Origin of the sequence: Gemmiger sp. An50, from assembly GCF_002161595.1 — a bacterium.
In the GTDB taxonomy this organism is placed as follows: Bacteria; Bacillota; Clostridia; order Oscillospirales; family Ruminococcaceae; genus Allofournierella.
This window is the reverse complement of record NZ_NFID01000028.1, coordinates 1-15453: the sequence shown is the minus strand read 5'-3', so window position 1 is coordinate 15453 and position 15453 is coordinate 1. Positions and strand designations below refer to the sequence as shown.

Sequence of the window (15453 nt, the reverse complement as noted above, 5' to 3'; positions counted from 1 at the left end):
GTAAGATGTACATATTCCATGACGTTAGTCAGAACGGAAATAAGCCTGGTGGTGTACCATAACATCGTCTAGAATGCCTGAATCATCAAAACCAAGCTTCCAAGAGGCCGGGTCAAGAGAGTCATCAATTTCGTATTTCAAGCTATATCCACCATAGGTTGCCTCAAAGCTATCGTTCGGTTGGCCATACAGTTTTAAGACATCTTCTCTGGTAGACCATCCCAGCATCAACCCACCGGGAAGGCGTAGTTCTGTACCGGAAAAGTCGTAGTTGCCATATATTACATGAATACCTCCCACCGTGCTCTCGGCGACGGGGATCGTGCTTTCGGTGGTGTTGAAGACACAGACGCTGATATCCTGCTCGTGGTCATTGGTCAACGAGACCCATTCCCATTCATAGGACGCATACGGGCCTTCCGCGCCAGCCAGAGAAAGCCCGGCATCCTCCTCGGAAATCGCCCACCCATCGTCAAGGAAAGCCGCAAGGGGAACTGGTAATGTATAAACCGTATCATTGATCTGGATTGAAAAACTTTCCCAATCATTCGGGAGTTCAGGGGATGGTGGGTACAATTCTGCCCCTGACGTGTCGAGTTCTGTCATAAATTCGAGCGACATCAAGGTGGAGGTGTGCGGCAGGTAGGTGACTTTCGCAAACAGATTGTAGTCGTTCCCGCCCCACAGCGCGCGCCCTTCCTCGTACCTCTTTTCACTGATTTCAAAGGAATGCCGCTCGCCGGTCATATCTACGCCGCGCAGATAATAGTCGTCCGAACCATAGTCCCCGATCCCTCGCGAATATTCAAATTCCAGCCGCTCCAAATAGGCGGCTTCCGGGCGCTTGAGATAGGGAATGTCCAAAACGAGCGGCCGGACAAGGAAGAAAGCGGCGGCGACGCATAGCAGAATGCCTGCGGTTCTGCCGACCTTTTGCAGGAACGTTGCGTCCGGCCGAATCAGCAGTACGAATAAGACAAGGGCGATGATCACCGCTACCAGCCCTAAACCGCCATGGACAATGACGGCTTGCATAAACCCCGTGATTCCGATGGCAAAGGCATCGGCGCTTGTAAACCATTCCATCACCGCGAGGATGGTGATCGGCAGAAAAAAGATGACGGCAAGGAACAAAATAAACCATTTTAACTCCGCCTTGTTTTTTTCGCCGCCGGGTGTTCTTTCGTCTGTTCGGTTCTCATTTATATTGTTCATTTTCTCTCTTGCTTTTATGAAAATCAGTGTTTCAAACGCTCCAGTACCTCGCAAATCGCGAGCATCCCCTGTTTTTGATCTTTGATTTTGGCGGTGATGCTGTTGTTGACCAGCGACAATTCTATTTTGGTTTTCCCGCTTTTCGCTTTGATGATCCGCTGGGAAGGCAGTAAACCTTTTTGTACTTTCAGTTCGTCAAACTGGTCAAACGGAATGCAGATTTTACCGTAAATATGCGAGATATCAAAAGTTTCCAACACTGCGATAACCAATGTTTTTTCTGTCACGCCAACATAACAATATACATTACTCAAAGCTCCCAGTGCCAACATTTCAGCCGTCCCAGACATCAAGGTCCCCCATGCTTTTCCCTGGTACGTTTCCCCGTCCGGGCAAATACTGGCTAACATTTCATTCATATCTTTCTCATTCATGAACAAAGTCATATAGTTCACCTCGTTGTTTTGTTCATGGGTCAGTGGATCCGATTCCATCTTAGTTATAGCACTTATCTTATTTTACGATGTGAAATCAGGGTAAAATACCCGTAAATATTAGGCGAGAAAGGCACAAGGTTACCCAATAATTTGGCTACGACGAGATTCTGGAAGATGTGATGCTCGCTGAGGAGTGGGAAGGAAGTCCATGAAAATGTCAGAAAGGCTTGTTCCTGATAATGATAGCATTTAATGAAATCTTTTGAATCAGTTCCGGGATCATGCCATAATTTTACGCAATCTTAGCCTGCTCATGATAGATGTCAAACACGAATCACGATATAATTATATTAAATTGTTGTATCTAATGGATGAGGCGTTTTTTATGGGGGCTTTCTTTGACTGGCTGCTGTCAAATTCGAACGGAATCATTACAGTGATCGTCATCCTGGCGGTTGCGATTCCGTCTTTAACCGTAGTCCGCAGGCTGACGAAAGGGCATGTCAGCAAAAATTCCTGCACCGTACAGACCGTGGGATTTATCCGCTCCACCCGGCAGACCGGCCTGTATGTCAACGAAAACCCGCAGCTGCTTTTTGAACTGGACGCCCTGGCGGAGGACGGAACGGTGTTCCAGACCAGCGTGCGGAAAATCATCCCCATAACGGCGATGGCCGGTATGGTTCCCGGCAGGGCGATCCCCATCCGCTATAACCCGGACGACAGAATCCGGGCAGTGTGGGACTACCATCCGGATGAATCGCTGGCGCAGGAACGCGCCGCCCGCTATCTGTGCCAAAAGCACCCGGGCGATCTTTCCTATGAACAGCGGATGGAGCTGTTAAAAAACGGCGTGATGAAAAAGGCGTTGCTGAAAAGCTTCCGGCTGACCGGGAAAGAAGAGGCCGGGGACTATGAGGCAGAAGCGGCCATCCAGCTTGCCGGCGAGGAGCAGAGCGGCCATACATTCGAGCGAACGCTGTATGTACCCAATACGGCTTTGGAATACCTGATTCCCGGGCGGTATGTGGACGTGCGCGTCATCCCGGGCAGGGAAAATCTCTTTGTTTTTGTACTGGATACCTCCGTGGCGTCCGGCATCAGTTAAGAGGAATACGGCGTCCGTTTGATACAGAGAAAGGGGTTGACCGTTTCGTGGAAAACGTATGGAGTCTTTTTTTTCAACTGGATGGCTGAAAATCCGATTCGGGCCACCGTGATCATATCTGCGGTGGTCATTGCGCTGTGTATCCTGCTGGGATTTGTGCTCCCGGCCAGATCCGAAAGGCGGAAAAGGGAGAAGGAGCAGCGCTGGAGGGATGCCCGCACAGTGAAGACCTTGGGTTTTATCCGTTCCGCAAAGCATACGGGACGATGCGTCAATGACAATCCCGAGTTTCGCTTCGTGGTGGACGCACTGGCCGAGGACGGGACTTTTTTTGATACCACCGTGACGGAAATCATCCCGAGGGCGCAGCTTCCCATGTGCGCCGTCGGAGCGCCGCTCTCCATCCGGTATGACCCGGCAGACCGCTCCCATGCCATCGGGGATGATAATCCGGATGCCGATGTGCTGAATGAGCGCATCGCCCGCTACCAGTGCCGAAAACATCCGGGCGAGCTGACCTATGAACAGCGCATGGAGCTTAGCAGAAACAGCGTGGTCAAAAAAAGCGCTGCTGGAAAACCTGCGGCTGACCGGGAAAGAGGAAGCCGGGGACTGGGAAGCGGAAGCGACGGTTCGGATCACGGACAATGCGGCGGGAGACACGGTCATGAACCGCACCCTTTATCTAAACGACAAGATGCTTAAGCATATGGTTCCAGGCAAATATATCGACATCAGCGTTGTGCCGGGCAGGGAGGACTTTTTCGGTATCGTAACGGATATCGCTACGAAGGTTGTCCCTGAGAAAAGCGGGTCTTGAACGTCAAGCGGGCGCTCTTTCCTGTCCGGGATAACGTCAAAAAAGAAAGGATTGCGTTTTGAAAACGATCATTCATGATCTTAATAAAGCAGACTTCTCTGCTTTTGAACTTCCAGATGAAAATGTCGTGGTTTTCACTGCGGACGGCCAGTATGCTCCGTGCAGTGGCTGCTTTGCATACTGGCTGAAAAATACCGGATTCTGTGTGATGGACGACTCATTGAAACATGCGGGCGCATTGATCGGGCAAAGCGACCCGCTGATCATTATCAGCCGTTTGTGCTACGGCGGCTACAGCCCCGGCGTCAAGGCTGTTTTGGACCGCGCTATTGGAGTATCCCTCCCCTTCTTTACCTGGCGGGGCGGCCAAACCCATCATATAGGGCGCTACCCGCAGCGAAAACTGCTGCGGGTTCTCTTTTACGGAGATTCTACGGAATCGGAACGGCAGACTGCCACAGAGCTTGCCGAGCGTAACCGGCTCAACCTTGGATACAAAACAGCGGAAACGCTGTTTTTCCAAAATCCTGCACAGATCAGGGGAGCAATATCATGAAGCTGCTGATCTTCAATGCAAGCCCCAAAAAGAGAGGCGGCGCTTCTCAATTTTTCTCCGGTATCCTCCGGCTGTTTCTTCCCGGCCTTGTCAAAAAAACGGTTCCTCTGCGGAGCCGGAAAGACTTTGACCATGCGCTTTCCCAGTTGGGCAGCGCGGACGCCGTGTGTATCTCTTTCCCGCTTTATGTGGATGGATTGCCCTCTCATTTAGCAGAGTTCCTATCGCTGGCAGAAGAATATTGTAAAGCCCGTTCTCTTCGGTTCCGCCTGTACGCCATTGCCAACAACGGCTTTATAGAGGGACAGCAAAACCGTACTGCACTGCGGATACTGGAATCCTGGTGCCTGCATTCCGGCGCTATCTGGAGCGGCGGGATCGGGATTGGCGGAGGCGTCATGCTGCGGGTGCTGGGAATCGTCTATCCTGTTTTGATCGCGCTATCTATCGTACAGATCGCCGTTTCGTTTCTTACGGCAGGAAGCGTACCGCCGGACATGCTTTATACCCTCGCCATTCAGGCGGGAAGCTGGCTGTTTTTCAATTTCGGTGTATTGTTTTGCCTGGCCCGGTTGTCTGCGGCCGTTTACAAGCGCAAAACCGTAAAGAGCCGCTACACCCGTGTGCTGCTTCCATCCTTCCTGTTTGTTCCGATTGCCGATCTGTTTATGATTCTATCCTCTCTGTCTTGCGGCCGGTTCCTGTTCGCACTTTTAAAACAGGACGATTATTCTCGTAATAAGGGGTAAGGTGATTGCATGAAGTCTGTCATTTTATACGGAAGCAGGTACGGAAGCGCCCGCCGGTATGCGCAGGAGCTGTCAAAGCAAACAGATATCCCTGCTGTCAGCTATCAAGAAGCACCGCCGCTTTCCAAACTGGAAACGATCGTGTATATCGGCGCGCTGTATGCCGGAGGCGTTCTGGGATTGACAAAGACGCTGCGAAGGCAGTCATTCGGAGAGCATCAAAGGCTGGTGATCGTTACGGTCGGGCTGGCTGATCCGGATATACCGCAAAATCGGGAGAATATCCGGAACTCCCTGCAAAAACAGATTCCCGCCCAGCTATATGGCAGAGCAGCGGTTTTCCATCTGCGAGGCGCCATTGATTATCAGGCGCTATCTCTGGGACACCGAACCATGATGGCGCTACTGCACCGATCTCTGCAAAAGAAACCGGCGGAAGAATGGAGCGAAGAAGACAAGGCGTTAATGGAAACCTACGGCAAGCAGGCAGATTTTGTCGATTTCGCTTCCCTGCGGCCGATTATCAATGAGATGCAGAGGGAAAGCAGGTAAGAAAAATTATTTGAATGCATAGCTTAGCCAGTTTGGCTTTCTCTGCTGCGAGGGATTCTATGTAGGTGCCACGAGCGCATTATTTTACGCTCTCTTATCAATCGGGTGCTTTCACGCGTATCGGAAAGGAAATGGTTTATGGCTGAAAAGCGAACTGTCCGCTTTGTAAAATGGCTGATTAAGGTTGTGATATCCTACGCAGTGTTTATCGGGACCGGCTGGCTTCTCGGGCGGATCCCCGCTCAAAAAATTGGCCTTTCCGAGGATATGTTTTTCGATCTGCGGATGTTTTTCATGCTGTTCGGCCCCATTTATCTCTCTCTGATCGTAAAAATTGTTTTGACAATTCTGGCCGCAATAAAGCATAAAGAAAAAGATACCGCCGAACAAAACAGGGGTGTTCTGCTTGCCGTCACTGCCATATTGATGCCTGCAAATCTGTCCAATGCCCAGACCGCAGCGGATTTGAGCAGCGGGCTCATCGAAAGCAAGGGGCTGAAAAGCTTGAACTGGAGCAAACGGTACAATCTGAAAGGCAAGCGGTTTTTAAATGTTTTCCTTCCCATCGCCTTTTATATGCTGATTCTGGAAATCCTGACCCTGCTGGTCTGCATCGTCACCTTCGCACCTCTATCCAACGCGGCAAGCAACGCTTTTATTTTTACCATCGTCCTGACCGCTTTGCTCCTGCTGTTGATTCCACTCATTCTCACTTTTATCTCCGGGTTTAAGGGAGACAAGGCGGAACATGAAAGAAAGCGGGACAAGGAACGGCAGGCCGCAGTTGTGTCCGGCAGCCTGGTCCTAGAAACCGATCCCATTCGCCGCAAACAGTATCTGCTGCTGCCGAAACTGCTTGTGCTGGCGGTTTGCCCGGGCGCGTTCCTGCTTTCTTTTCTCGTGCTGTATTTCACCAAGAACCATCAGGACCAGTTGGCGGTCTTGATGCTGCGTCAGCCGTTTATGGCTCTGGCGGCCGCCTCGATCTTCGCTGTGATCCCGCTTCTGATGTACTGGGCAAACTGCTCAGGGACGTCTTTGGTTCAGCGCGTATATCTCTCGGAAAACCGGCTGTGCTATACCGGTCATAGCGGCAGCATGAACGAGCGGGTGGAATTTGCCTTTGTGCTGCTCCGGCTGAAAGAGTATTCTGTGGGAAGACGATCCATCTGTATCCGGGGAATATTTACCCGGAAGACAAAGGACGCCTACGGTACGCATCAGAAAAATGCCTTTTCCAAGACGCTCTGGATTCCCCGCACCTTTCCAGTGGAGCAGGAACGGATCCTGCTGGATTTTTTAAGAAAAGCGTAGCCGTAAAATGATTTGCGCTCACACACTCCAAAAAAGATAACAAAGGAGGCTTCAGAATGTATAAGACGATTGTTGTAAAATACTCTCCTAAAGCAAAGGAAATGGCTGCAAGAATCGAAGATGTAGCCAATCAAATGGAACAGGAAGGATTTGAACTGGTTTCTTGTTCTATTACACCTTCTTCCAAGGGGATTCTGGTTTTTAGACAGATAAAGGCTCCCCAACCGACCGAAGTTTGTGAGCACGAAAAAGGATAAAATAAAAATTCCACCCAATTTACGCTGCTTACCTGTGAATAAGCTTATCCTGCTACACACACAGCAAAAACATAAAATCCCTTTTCAGGTTGTGCTGAGCAGTCAGTTTTGCAACCTGAAAGGGATTTTGCCATTTTGTCTATTACTGCTGCGCAGCTTCAAGTAGCGCCTTTTTAAGCTGCCGCTCGATCCTCAGGAGGTCCGCTTCCGCACTCTGGCGGGCAGCGCGGCCCTCCTGCCGGTGCAGTCCCAGAGCGATCTTGATCTGGCTTTCCCACAGTGGAACGGTGCTGAGAGCCGCCATTTGGATTTTATCTGCCGGCATTTTATCGTTGCTCTGGATCAACCGGATCTGCGGCGCAGTCTGGATGGCGACGTTTTTGCTCAGCTTTAGGTCGTGAATTTTCTTTTCAAAGCGGTTCACGGCGTCTACAAAATCTCATACCACCTGGGCGCTCATAGGATCGTCCTCGTCCGACGCCTCGGCATGAAGCTTCGGCAGGTTGGAAGCTTTATCCAGTATATCATCGCCTCCGGATGAAGGACAGCAGGACTGCAAGAATCCCAACAAGAAGGATGCCGGCCGAGAGACCCATGAGGATACCGGAGGTGAAATCCTGGGACGGAGATCCGCCCGCCGCCCTGGAAACAATCCCCAAAACAATACCGAGCAGGATCAGCAGTACGCCGATACATCGTTTCCGGCTGCTCCTGAGCTTTTGCCTTATCCGTGCGATGGTCTCCTGAAAAGAACGATTTCCCTTCATATCGCTAACAACCTTTCCTGTGCATATATAAAATCCAATCCATTTACATCCTTTTTACCGCATCCATAGCCAGTGCGGAACGCTCACACTCTTCGGCGGACATGGTGACCTGCCAGCACAGCGGACTGCCCTTCATTTTTTCCGCTGCGTAGCTCAAGCCGTTGGTGCGTTCGTCCAAAAGGGGATGGTCAATCTGCTGCGGGTCGCCCAACAGGATGATTTTCGTACCCATCCCGGCACGGGTGATGATCCCCTTGGCCTGCTTGGGCGTCAGGTTCTGCGCCTCGTCAATGACCAGATAGGTTTTGGAAATCGACCGGCCACGGATGAAGTTAAGGGCCTGGGCATCCACAATGCCCCGGTCGAACAACTCCTCTACTTTTCCGGAAAGGCTGCGCTCGTCGGCAAACCGTTCCTTTTCATTTTGATCCACCAGGAGCTCCAGATTGTCGACGACCGGTCGGAGCAACGGGGCGATTTTTTCCGATTCATCTCCAGGAAGGAAGCCGATGTCATCGTCAAACTGGGCGTTGGGGCGGCTGATCAAAATGCGCCGGTAAGCCGGTTTCTCCTGTTCCAGCATGGCGTGCAGGCCGACCGCCAAGGTGTAGAAGGTTTTGGCTGTGCCGGCCATCCCCTTTACGATCACCAGCGGCGCTCCCTCCGCATCGGCCATCAAGGCCTCCTGTAAGAATTTTTGGCCGACATTTCTTGGGGAAACACCGTAGGGCTTTTTCTTATGAAAAGAGAGCGGAACGATTTTCTTCCCGTCAAAACGGCCGAGCTGGGTTTTCCTGGCGGATTGGTCCGCTTTGAGGATGACGAACTGATTGGGCATGAGCGTCACAGGAAGCTTTTCACCGGCTTCGTCCACCTGATATACATCCTCCGGCGTAATATGCTTTTTTTAAAGTCCTCGAATTTCTTTTCCGCTACAAATACCTCGCACCGGCCGGTATACTGCTCCTCGCTGACAGGCGCCTGCTCGGTGGTGAAATCCTCCGCCTGAATCCCCAGCATCTGTGCCTTGACGCGCACCACAATGTCCTTTGTCACCAGGATAACCGGTGTTTTCCTGTTTTGCAGGCCAAGGCAGACTTTGGTATCAATGTCCATCGTAGATCGGAGTGCTACGCCGACCATCGCAGTCACAAGCATTCCACCCTTGATGATGAAATTGTCCTTGTACTGCGAAACCGCAACTCGTTCCAAGAATCGTTCCATCATGTAGATTCGCATCAGTGTTCTTGCATCGGCTTTGTTCTTTTGGGCGACACTTTTAATTCGCCCCTTTACCTGATCTGGTGTAAGCTGCATTTTACAATAGTACTCCCATATATCTTCGGATCACATTATCAACACGAAACAACTTCGCATATTTCATCAATCGGTTCAGATCTTTATCTTTTCTCGACACATACGCTTTAAGAACCGAATTGAACTCCTGTGCCTCAATGGAATTACGGCTTCGCATCAAATCGCAGATTGTTCTTTCCAAATCGTACATCGGGATTTCATTACCACAATTGTCTTTGACCATGATTTTTCCGACATCCAAAAGTTCCTTCTTCACCGTGTAAGCTTTACAACTTCCATCGGCTGTCAATCTGTGCGAATTGTAGCCACTATAAATGGTAAACGTATGCACAAGTGGCTCTCTGTCCGTCAGATCATAATAGTAAAATGCTTCGTCATGCGAAAAAACAGCATTGGGGCATCTCTGATGCAGCACATACAATTCGTCCGGCCAGTTTTCACTCGCGGAATAGATTCCACGGCCGACCTGCTCTAATCCATTTTCACGAACATATTTATAGAATTTGAATTTTGATACTCCAGATTTTCCTGCAATGCGCGGCGTCAAGTAGTCATGGCTTTGAATCAGTCTTGTCATCTCATTCATAGAACCACCAACCTTTCGTGCTTATAATGTAAGTGAAATAAGCACGAAAGTCAAGTAAAATTCAACGACCGTGCTTATTTCGTTTTTAATATATGCACGGTCGTTGAGTGCGATGCTGTTAAAATTTGTCAAAGTCAGCCTGCGAAGCCAGTTCTCGATAGGGATACTCGTCGTTCTGCCGCTCTGTGAACATGTCGTTGACCAACCCGATGGTCAGCAAGTCGAGGTCGGCGATGCTGATACCGAGCTGCACACAGCGCAGCATGAAGAGCGGGGTGGTCATTACCCGCTCACTTTTGCGAGGTTTTTTCTTGCCTCTACCTCCGTCTGCACGTTCAGGCCCCACAGTTCGATCAACTGGGGCAAAATCTGGTAGATGGAGAAGGTTGCAAAAATCGCCACCCCAGCCCCATCTGCACGCAGTTTTAGCACCACCTTGCCGGAGTTTTAGCCCCACTTTCACGCACTGAAGCCCCAAAGCCTTATAATTGGTTTAGCACAGCCAAGCTGTGACTAAATCAATTGGAGGTTTCGTAATGACAAATTATCGGGAGATCTTGCGGTTAAGCAGTCTTCAGTACAGCCAGCGAACCATTGAATCAATGGCACACTGTTCCAGACATACGGTGCGAGATGTACTGCAGGCAGCAAAGAAACAAGGCATATCCTGGCCCCTCTCCGACGATGTCGCCAATGCCGATCTGGAACAGCTTCTCTTTCCGAACAGGCACAAAGCATCCAGTCAATATGCTGAGCCCGACTATCCGTACATCCACCGCGAACTGGCACGGTCGGGCGTGACCCTGACGCTGCTATGGGAAGAATACTGCGCGAAGTGTCAGGAGGCGGGCCAAAGGCCGTACATGAGTACTCAGTTTGGCGAACGGTACCGCCGCAGTGCCTATCTGGAAGAAGAGAAGCCCTACATGCTGCCGCTGCCGGTCAGTGCGTTTGAACCGGCCGTCTGGTCGGTTGCCAAGGTCGACAACGACTATCTTGTTACGGATGGCAGGAACAAGTATTCTGTTCCCTATAACTTGATGATTGGCGAGCGCGTGGACATCCGCGTGACTAAAACAACGGTAGATGTATTCTACCACGGCAGCCGTGTAGCCAGCCACCGCCGGCTGCAGACCCGGCAGCGTGATCCGCTGGTGAAGCGCGAGCATATGCCGCCGGAGCACCAGAAATATCTCACCTACAACGCTGACGAGTTCAGCCGCTGGGCGATGTCGGTCGGTCCTATGACCGAGAAGGTAGCCGAACACTTCCTGAAGTCCGGTAAGGCCGCCGAGCAGGGCTACAAGGCCTGCGCTGGTCTGACCAAACTGGAACAGCGGTACGGCAAACAGCGGCTGGAGGCAGCCTGCGGCAAAACTCTGGCGTACAGCACCACGCCCTCGCTGCGCACCATTGCCAGCATTCTGAAAAATAACCTGGACAAGCCGCACAAGGCCGAGAGCCAACTGTCGCAGTCCAAAGCCAATAGCTACGGCATTACCCGCGGCGCGGCCTACTTCCGGAAGGGAGGTGACCGCTGATGCTGAACCAGGCAACGATGGATATGCTCACGGCAATGAAGATGACCGCTATGGCAGCGGAGTTCGCCAACCAGTTGAAAGACCCCACGTTCAATGAACTGGGCTTCGAGGAGCGCCTGGGCTTGCTGGTAAATGCGGAATGGAACCGACGCCAGAGCAACAAACTGAACAGATTTATCCGCAACGCGCGCTTCGCCGTGCCGTCTGCCACTGTAGAAGGCATTGAATACCACGAGGACCGAAAGCTGGACAAGGCACAGATGCTGCGGTTTGCCACCTGCCAGTACATTGACGAAGGCCACCACATTATCCTCAAGGGAGCCTCTGGCAACGGCAAGACTTACATCGCCTGTGCCCTGGGCAATGCCGCCTGCCGCCGTTTCAAGAAGGTGCAGTACATCCGTATGCCAGAGCTGCTGGACGAACTGAGCATTGCCCGCAGTGGTGGAACACTGAAAAAGGTGCTTGAATCGTACAAGAAGAAAGACCTGCTGATTCTGGACGAATGGCTGATTCGTCCGCTGTCCCCGCAAGAATCCTATGATATGCTGGAAATTGTGGAGGCGCGGTGCCACAAGTCTACGATCTTTTGCACGCAGTACGAATCTGAGGGTTGGTACACCAGGATTGATCCCAACCCGGAATCTGACAGCCCCGTTTCAGAAGCCATTATGGACCGCATTATCCACAACGCTTATGAGGTTCTGGTGGATGGCCGAGTCTCGATGCGGGAACGCAAGGGCTTGAAGGCCACTCGGGAAGGCGGTGGCCAGGATGTGTGACCGCCCATATCTTTGCGATGAGGAAAAATGTATGGTTTTAGAACTGGAACGGGCCTGCTACAACGAGATGGAGCGTGAGTCGATGGAATACTTTTACGCAGCTGAGAAAGAACTCCAACGACAGCGCGAGCGGATTCGACAGTTGGAGAACATCTTGACAGAGAACGGCATTCCTGTTCCTGAAGAAAGTTGACCTGAGCTCTGCTGGCTGGCTTAGCTGGCAGAGCTTTTGCATGTGCCACAGGGGGTGTCGTTTTAGAGCGATGAGGTGTCGCTGGTTCTCCGGCAGGGTGTCGCTAAAACTCCGGCGATGCAGGTGGGGCTTCAGTGCGTGAAAGTGGGGCTAAAACTCCGGCAAGGTGGTGCTAAAACTGCGTGCAGATGGGGCTGGGGTGGCGATTTTTGCAGCTGCGGATCGAACGGTACTTTGTGCCGGAGGAAGCCCTGCGGGAAGCCTTGCTGAACGCACTGTGCCACAAGCAGTATCAATCCGGCGTCCCCATTCAGATCAGCGTATATGAAGATAAGCTGTATATCGCCAACTGCGGATGTCTGCCGGAAAACTGGACGCTGGAAAACCTGATGAGCAAGCACGCTTCCAGCCCCTACAATCCCAACATTGCTCATGTGTTTTATCTGGCGGGTTTTATTGAAAGCTGGGGACGTGGCATTGAGAAAATCTGCTCTGCCTGTGAAAAGGACGGTGTGCCGCAGCCGGAATATACGGTCAACCCCGGCGATATTATGATAAAATTCTCTGCGCCAGAGGATCGGGTCATCCGTTCTGTTACCGGCAGGGTGACAGAAAAGGTAACAGATAAAGTGACAGATACCTTGGACGAAACATCGCTCAAAATATTGAATCTTCTTGCGGTTGACCCGGCTTACACAACGACTTTTCTTGCTGATGTTGGCGCCGGGAGATCACGACCATATTTTGTCGGGAGTATTTAACCAATTTTTGTCGGCGAACCCCAGAGCCAGTAGAATAAACAAAAAGAGTGCCAACAACCCAGCACTCATAGATTAGTTATTCTTTCGTTACTGCCGGCTCAACTGTAGGTACCCTGCCAGTTTGCAGTGAGACGGTTTCCAGTTTCTTTCCGCGGAAACTTTCACCACGCAGCTTAAATACAGTGGCATCGTCAAAGATGCGGTCCAGCGTACACAGCAAAGTAGCGTCTTCCTCAAAATCCTCGCGCCAGAGGGCCGGGTTCTTGTTGCTGGTGAAGATCATATTGAAACTACCTTCTTTGTTGTAGCGCCGGTCAATCAGGTCAAAGAACAGCCTCGTATTCTCCTTGTCGAAGGCACAGTGGCCAATCTCGTCAATAATCAGACAAGAGGGGCGCACAAGGCCGTTGAGACAGGAATCGGTTTTTCCAGAACGTCTGGCTGCCGTGAATCGGTCCCGGAGTTCAGATGCCTTAATAAAGTAGGTTTTCAAGCCATGCTGGCAGCAGGCGTATCCGAAAGCCTGAGCCAGATGCGTTTTGCCTGTGCCTGCCGGGCCAATAAAGGCCAGGTTGCGGTGAGAGTAGATGGCGTTCAAGGAGGACAAAACCTTCGGGCGTTCCACATCTTTTCCTTTGAGTAGCGAAAAGTCAAAATTCTCAAAGGTCTTGGGTGCTTTTGTAGGAAGACGACTCATCTTCAATAAGGTCTGAATGGTGGTCTGCTGTTTCTTTTCGCTGAGATAGCCGAGCAGCATCTGTACAGCCTCCATTCCCGCTTCCGAGAATTCCCGGTCTTCTGCGAACAGCGCGAATTCCTCAGCGGAAAGATCCAGCTTCAAAACAGAAGCAGCGGACGCCACCTGCTCAAAGATTGTTTCCTTCATACCTGGTCCTCCTTGTCAAAATCGAATTTGGCAAAGGAGAGATCCTGAGAGGGTTTTGGTAACTGAAAAATCTGCGTTTGTACAGGCGCTGTGGGAAATTCTTCTGGCTGTACCAAGGATTCGTACTGTCCTTCACAGAAACTGTCGGTGCGGCTCCAGGTAACGGTATGTGTAGCCAGCAGTACCTTCAGATCAGCAGAATAGATGCGCAATAAATCACCGCTGCGCTCTACTCTCGCTGTTGCGCCAGGATAGCTGTAGGGTACACCGAAACGCCTGCCCTCGTAATTTACAAAGCCGTCAAAGGAGATCTTTCTTTCTGGACAGAGATAGAATCGGACGGCATCCTCCGGCACCATACGCAGCTGTTCTCCGCATACAGTTTCGTGAATCTTTTGAGGCGCACCATCCACAGTACGGCGGTATGTTCCGTTCTGTTTGTTGCACCATTCCAGCGCCTGCCAATTCAGATCTGTAAGATCGCAGAATACTCGGTCAGTCAGGAAATTGTCTTTCACAAAGCGAACCAACCGCCCCACCTTGCCCTTGGTAAAGGGATGCCGTGGCTTGCAAAGTTTTGTCTCGAAGGCCAGGGCTTGCATAAAGGTTTCATAGTCTTTCTGCCAGACTGGATGTCCCTCCAGATCCCGGTGCAGCACGACACTCTTCATATTGTCGGTTAACACAAATCTCGGAACCCCCATGTACTGGAAAGCATGGATCATCCCAATAAACAGGTTTTCTTGCCGGGCATTGGGGAAGAACTCAATATACCGCTGGCCGCAGTGGTGGCAGATCATGGCAAAGCAGGCAACGCGGTAGGTCTGACTGTTGTAATCCAGAACATCCGCGAATCCCCAGTCCATCTGGTAGGCTTCACCGGGCTTTGTGACGTACCGGCGGCCACGATTTCCCTGCGGCGCAACCAACTGGCGTCTGGCCGGAATCAGGTGTTTGTGCGCGGCAATATACTCTTTTACAATGGTCGCCCCTCCTTCAAAACCAGCCTGTTTCAAACGCTCCAATACGACAGAGGAATTCTTAACGCCTTGGCGCAGCAAGCTGTCCAACAGGCCAGTATAACCGCTGAGTTTTGTGACCTTATGTCTACTGCCTTTGGTGCTGCGAAGCAAGTCTTGAAAGCCGTTTCTCTTGAGTCTGCGCAGTCTGCTACGAGATACGCCGGTTCGTCGTTCTAACTCCGCTAAGTTGATGCGTTCCAAAGAAAAGGAGTCTCCCTGTTCTGCCTTCATTTCTTCTATGGCTTGTGCTATACTTGGTGCAAAGCCATTACCATTTTGCTCTTTCATCGCTTTTCCTTTCCGCTGGGTTGTTGGCACTTTCCAGTGTACAGGATTTAAAAGAGCATCGGTAGTGGCTTTATCTTTTCCGACTAGGTGTGGCTGCAAACTCCCGACACTTGAAGGTTAGTTTCGCCCGACCCGAATACTGAAAACCTGTCTTTGAGCCGGAAAACCGCATCTCTAAGATTGAAAATGCTCAAAGAGAATGGCTTGATTGAGCGCATCGGTTCCGACCGCAAAGGATACTGGAAGTTGCTGAAATAACGCAAAATGCCCTCACGGCAGGCTGACAAGGCTTGCTGTGAGGG

20 protein-coding genes and 1 pseudogene are annotated in these 15453 nt (G+C 51.2%); 11 read left to right on the top strand and 10 right to left on the bottom strand.

Translation table 11 applies throughout. The features are described from left to right. Window positions 1–24: 24 nt before the first annotated feature. The gene (locus tag B5G03_RS16615; protein WP_140401734.1) at window positions 25–1269 is read right to left on the bottom strand and encodes a hypothetical protein; all 1245 of its coding nucleotides are present in this window, start codon (window positions 1267–1269) and stop codon (window positions 25–27) included. Then, entirely contained in the window at window positions 1239–1661 is a 423-nt protein-coding gene (locus B5G03_RS16610; protein ID WP_087182782.1) for a hypothetical protein, read from the bottom strand. Before B5G03_RS16610 ends, B5G03_RS16615 begins: the two co-directional genes overlap by 31 nt. A gap of 376 nt (window positions 1662–2037) precedes the next feature. On the opposite strand from B5G03_RS16610, the gene B5G03_RS16605 reads away from it, so the two are divergent. The 7 genes from B5G03_RS16605 (at window position 2038) to B5G03_RS16575 (ending at window position 7008) form a co-directional block, all read left to right on the top strand. Beyond that, window positions 2038–2760, top strand: a complete 723-nt coding sequence (locus tag B5G03_RS16605) for a hypothetical protein (protein ID WP_058966220.1) — start codon at window positions 2038–2040, stop codon at window positions 2758–2760. Between the two features lie 18 nt (window positions 2761–2778). Further along, the gene (locus tag B5G03_RS16600) at window positions 2779–3465 is read left to right on the top strand and encodes a hypothetical protein (protein ID WP_087182780.1); all 687 of its coding nucleotides are present in this window, start codon (window positions 2779–2781) and stop codon (window positions 3463–3465) included. A gap of 173 nt (window positions 3466–3638) precedes the next feature. Next, entirely contained in the window at window positions 3639–4136 is a 498-nt protein-coding gene (locus tag B5G03_RS16595; protein WP_087182779.1) for a flavodoxin family protein, read from the top strand. After that, a complete protein-coding gene (locus B5G03_RS16590) occupies window positions 4133–4885 on the top strand; it encodes a hypothetical protein (protein WP_087182778.1) in 753 nt (250 codons plus the stop codon). The genes B5G03_RS16595 and B5G03_RS16590 overlap by 4 nt, the downstream gene beginning before the upstream one ends. A gap of 9 nt (window positions 4886–4894) precedes the next feature. Continuing rightward, window positions 4895–5437 (top strand): flavodoxin domain-containing protein, encoded by a 543-nt coding sequence (locus tag B5G03_RS16585; protein WP_058966228.1) that lies wholly within the window; start codon window positions 4895–4897, stop codon window positions 5435–5437. 138 nt (window positions 5438–5575) lie between these two features. Next, window positions 5576–6751: a hypothetical protein gene (locus B5G03_RS16580; RefSeq protein WP_087182777.1), complete on the top strand. Its 1176-nt coding sequence runs from the start codon at window positions 5576–5578 to the stop codon at window positions 6749–6751. A 56-nt stretch (window positions 6752–6807) separates the two neighbouring features. Further along, window positions 6808–7008, top strand: a complete 201-nt coding sequence (locus tag B5G03_RS16575; protein WP_087182776.1) for a hypothetical protein — start codon at window positions 6808–6810, stop codon at window positions 7006–7008. 142 nt (window positions 7009–7150) lie between these two features. On the opposite strand, the pseudogene B5G03_RS16570 reads toward B5G03_RS16575, so the two are convergent. The 6 genes and pseudogenes from B5G03_RS16570 to B5G03_RS17590 form a co-directional block, all read right to left on the bottom strand. After that, window positions 7151–7435: pseudogene (locus B5G03_RS16570) on the bottom strand (toxic anion resistance protein); the annotation flags it as partial. A gap of 97 nt (window positions 7436–7532) precedes the next feature. Continuing rightward, complete coding sequence (locus B5G03_RS16565; protein ID WP_087182775.1) at window positions 7533–7775, bottom strand: Ac45/VOA1 transmembrane domain-containing protein; 243 nt, start codon at window positions 7773–7775, stop codon at window positions 7533–7535. Window positions 7776–7818: 43 nt separating this feature from the next. Further along, window positions 7819–8649, bottom strand: a complete 831-nt coding sequence (locus tag B5G03_RS16560) for a PhoH family protein (protein WP_087182774.1) — start codon at window positions 8647–8649, stop codon at window positions 7819–7821. After that, window positions 8619–9092, bottom strand: a complete 474-nt coding sequence (locus B5G03_RS18195) for a nucleotidyl transferase AbiEii/AbiGii toxin family protein (protein ID WP_087182773.1) — start codon at window positions 9090–9092, stop codon at window positions 8619–8621. The genes B5G03_RS16560 and B5G03_RS18195 overlap by 31 nt, the downstream gene beginning before the upstream one ends. A gap of 1 nt (window position 9093) precedes the next feature. Continuing rightward, complete coding sequence (locus B5G03_RS16550) at window positions 9094–9678, bottom strand: type IV toxin-antitoxin system AbiEi family antitoxin domain-containing protein (RefSeq protein ID WP_058966244.1); 585 nt, start codon at window positions 9676–9678, stop codon at window positions 9094–9096. 118 nt (window positions 9679–9796) lie between these two features. Next, window positions 9797–9961: a hypothetical protein gene (locus tag B5G03_RS17590; RefSeq protein WP_164496677.1), complete on the bottom strand. Its 165-nt coding sequence runs from the start codon at window positions 9959–9961 to the stop codon at window positions 9797–9799. A gap of 253 nt (window positions 9962–10214) precedes the next feature. On the opposite strand from B5G03_RS17590, the gene B5G03_RS16545 reads away from it, so the two are divergent. The 4 genes from B5G03_RS16545 to B5G03_RS16530 all read left to right on the top strand — a co-directional run bounded on the left by B5G03_RS16545 (window position 10215) and on the right by B5G03_RS16530 (window position 12955). Further along, complete coding sequence (locus tag B5G03_RS16545; RefSeq protein ID WP_206423647.1) at window positions 10215–11219, top strand: Mu transposase domain-containing protein; 1005 nt, start codon at window positions 10215–10217, stop codon at window positions 11217–11219. After that, complete coding sequence (locus B5G03_RS16540) at window positions 11219–12001, top strand: ATP-binding protein (RefSeq protein WP_087182772.1); 783 nt, start codon at window positions 11219–11221, stop codon at window positions 11999–12001. Before B5G03_RS16545 ends, B5G03_RS16540 begins: the two co-directional genes overlap by 1 nt. 31 nt (window positions 12002–12032) lie before the next feature. Beyond that, window positions 12033–12194 (top strand): hypothetical protein, encoded by a 162-nt coding sequence (locus B5G03_RS17480; protein WP_162613447.1) that lies wholly within the window; start codon window positions 12033–12035, stop codon window positions 12192–12194. A 209-nt stretch (window positions 12195–12403) separates the two neighbouring features. Then, window positions 12404–12955 (top strand): ATP-binding protein, encoded by a 552-nt coding sequence (locus B5G03_RS16530; RefSeq protein ID WP_242962514.1) that lies wholly within the window; start codon window positions 12404–12406, stop codon window positions 12953–12955. Between the two features lie 76 nt (window positions 12956–13031). Here B5G03_RS16530 and B5G03_RS16525 read toward each other — a convergent pair whose 3' ends face one another. Together B5G03_RS16525 and istA are read right to left on the bottom strand one after the other, a co-directional pair. Continuing rightward, window positions 13032–13841 (bottom strand): ATP-binding protein, encoded by an 810-nt coding sequence (locus B5G03_RS16525; protein WP_087182770.1) that lies wholly within the window; start codon window positions 13839–13841, stop codon window positions 13032–13034. Continuing rightward, window positions 13838–15151, bottom strand: a complete 1314-nt coding sequence (istA, locus tag B5G03_RS16520; RefSeq protein ID WP_087182769.1) for an IS21 family transposase — start codon at window positions 15149–15151, stop codon at window positions 13838–13840. The genes B5G03_RS16525 and istA overlap by 4 nt, the downstream gene beginning before the upstream one ends. Between the last annotated feature and the right edge of the window lie 302 nt (window positions 15152–15453).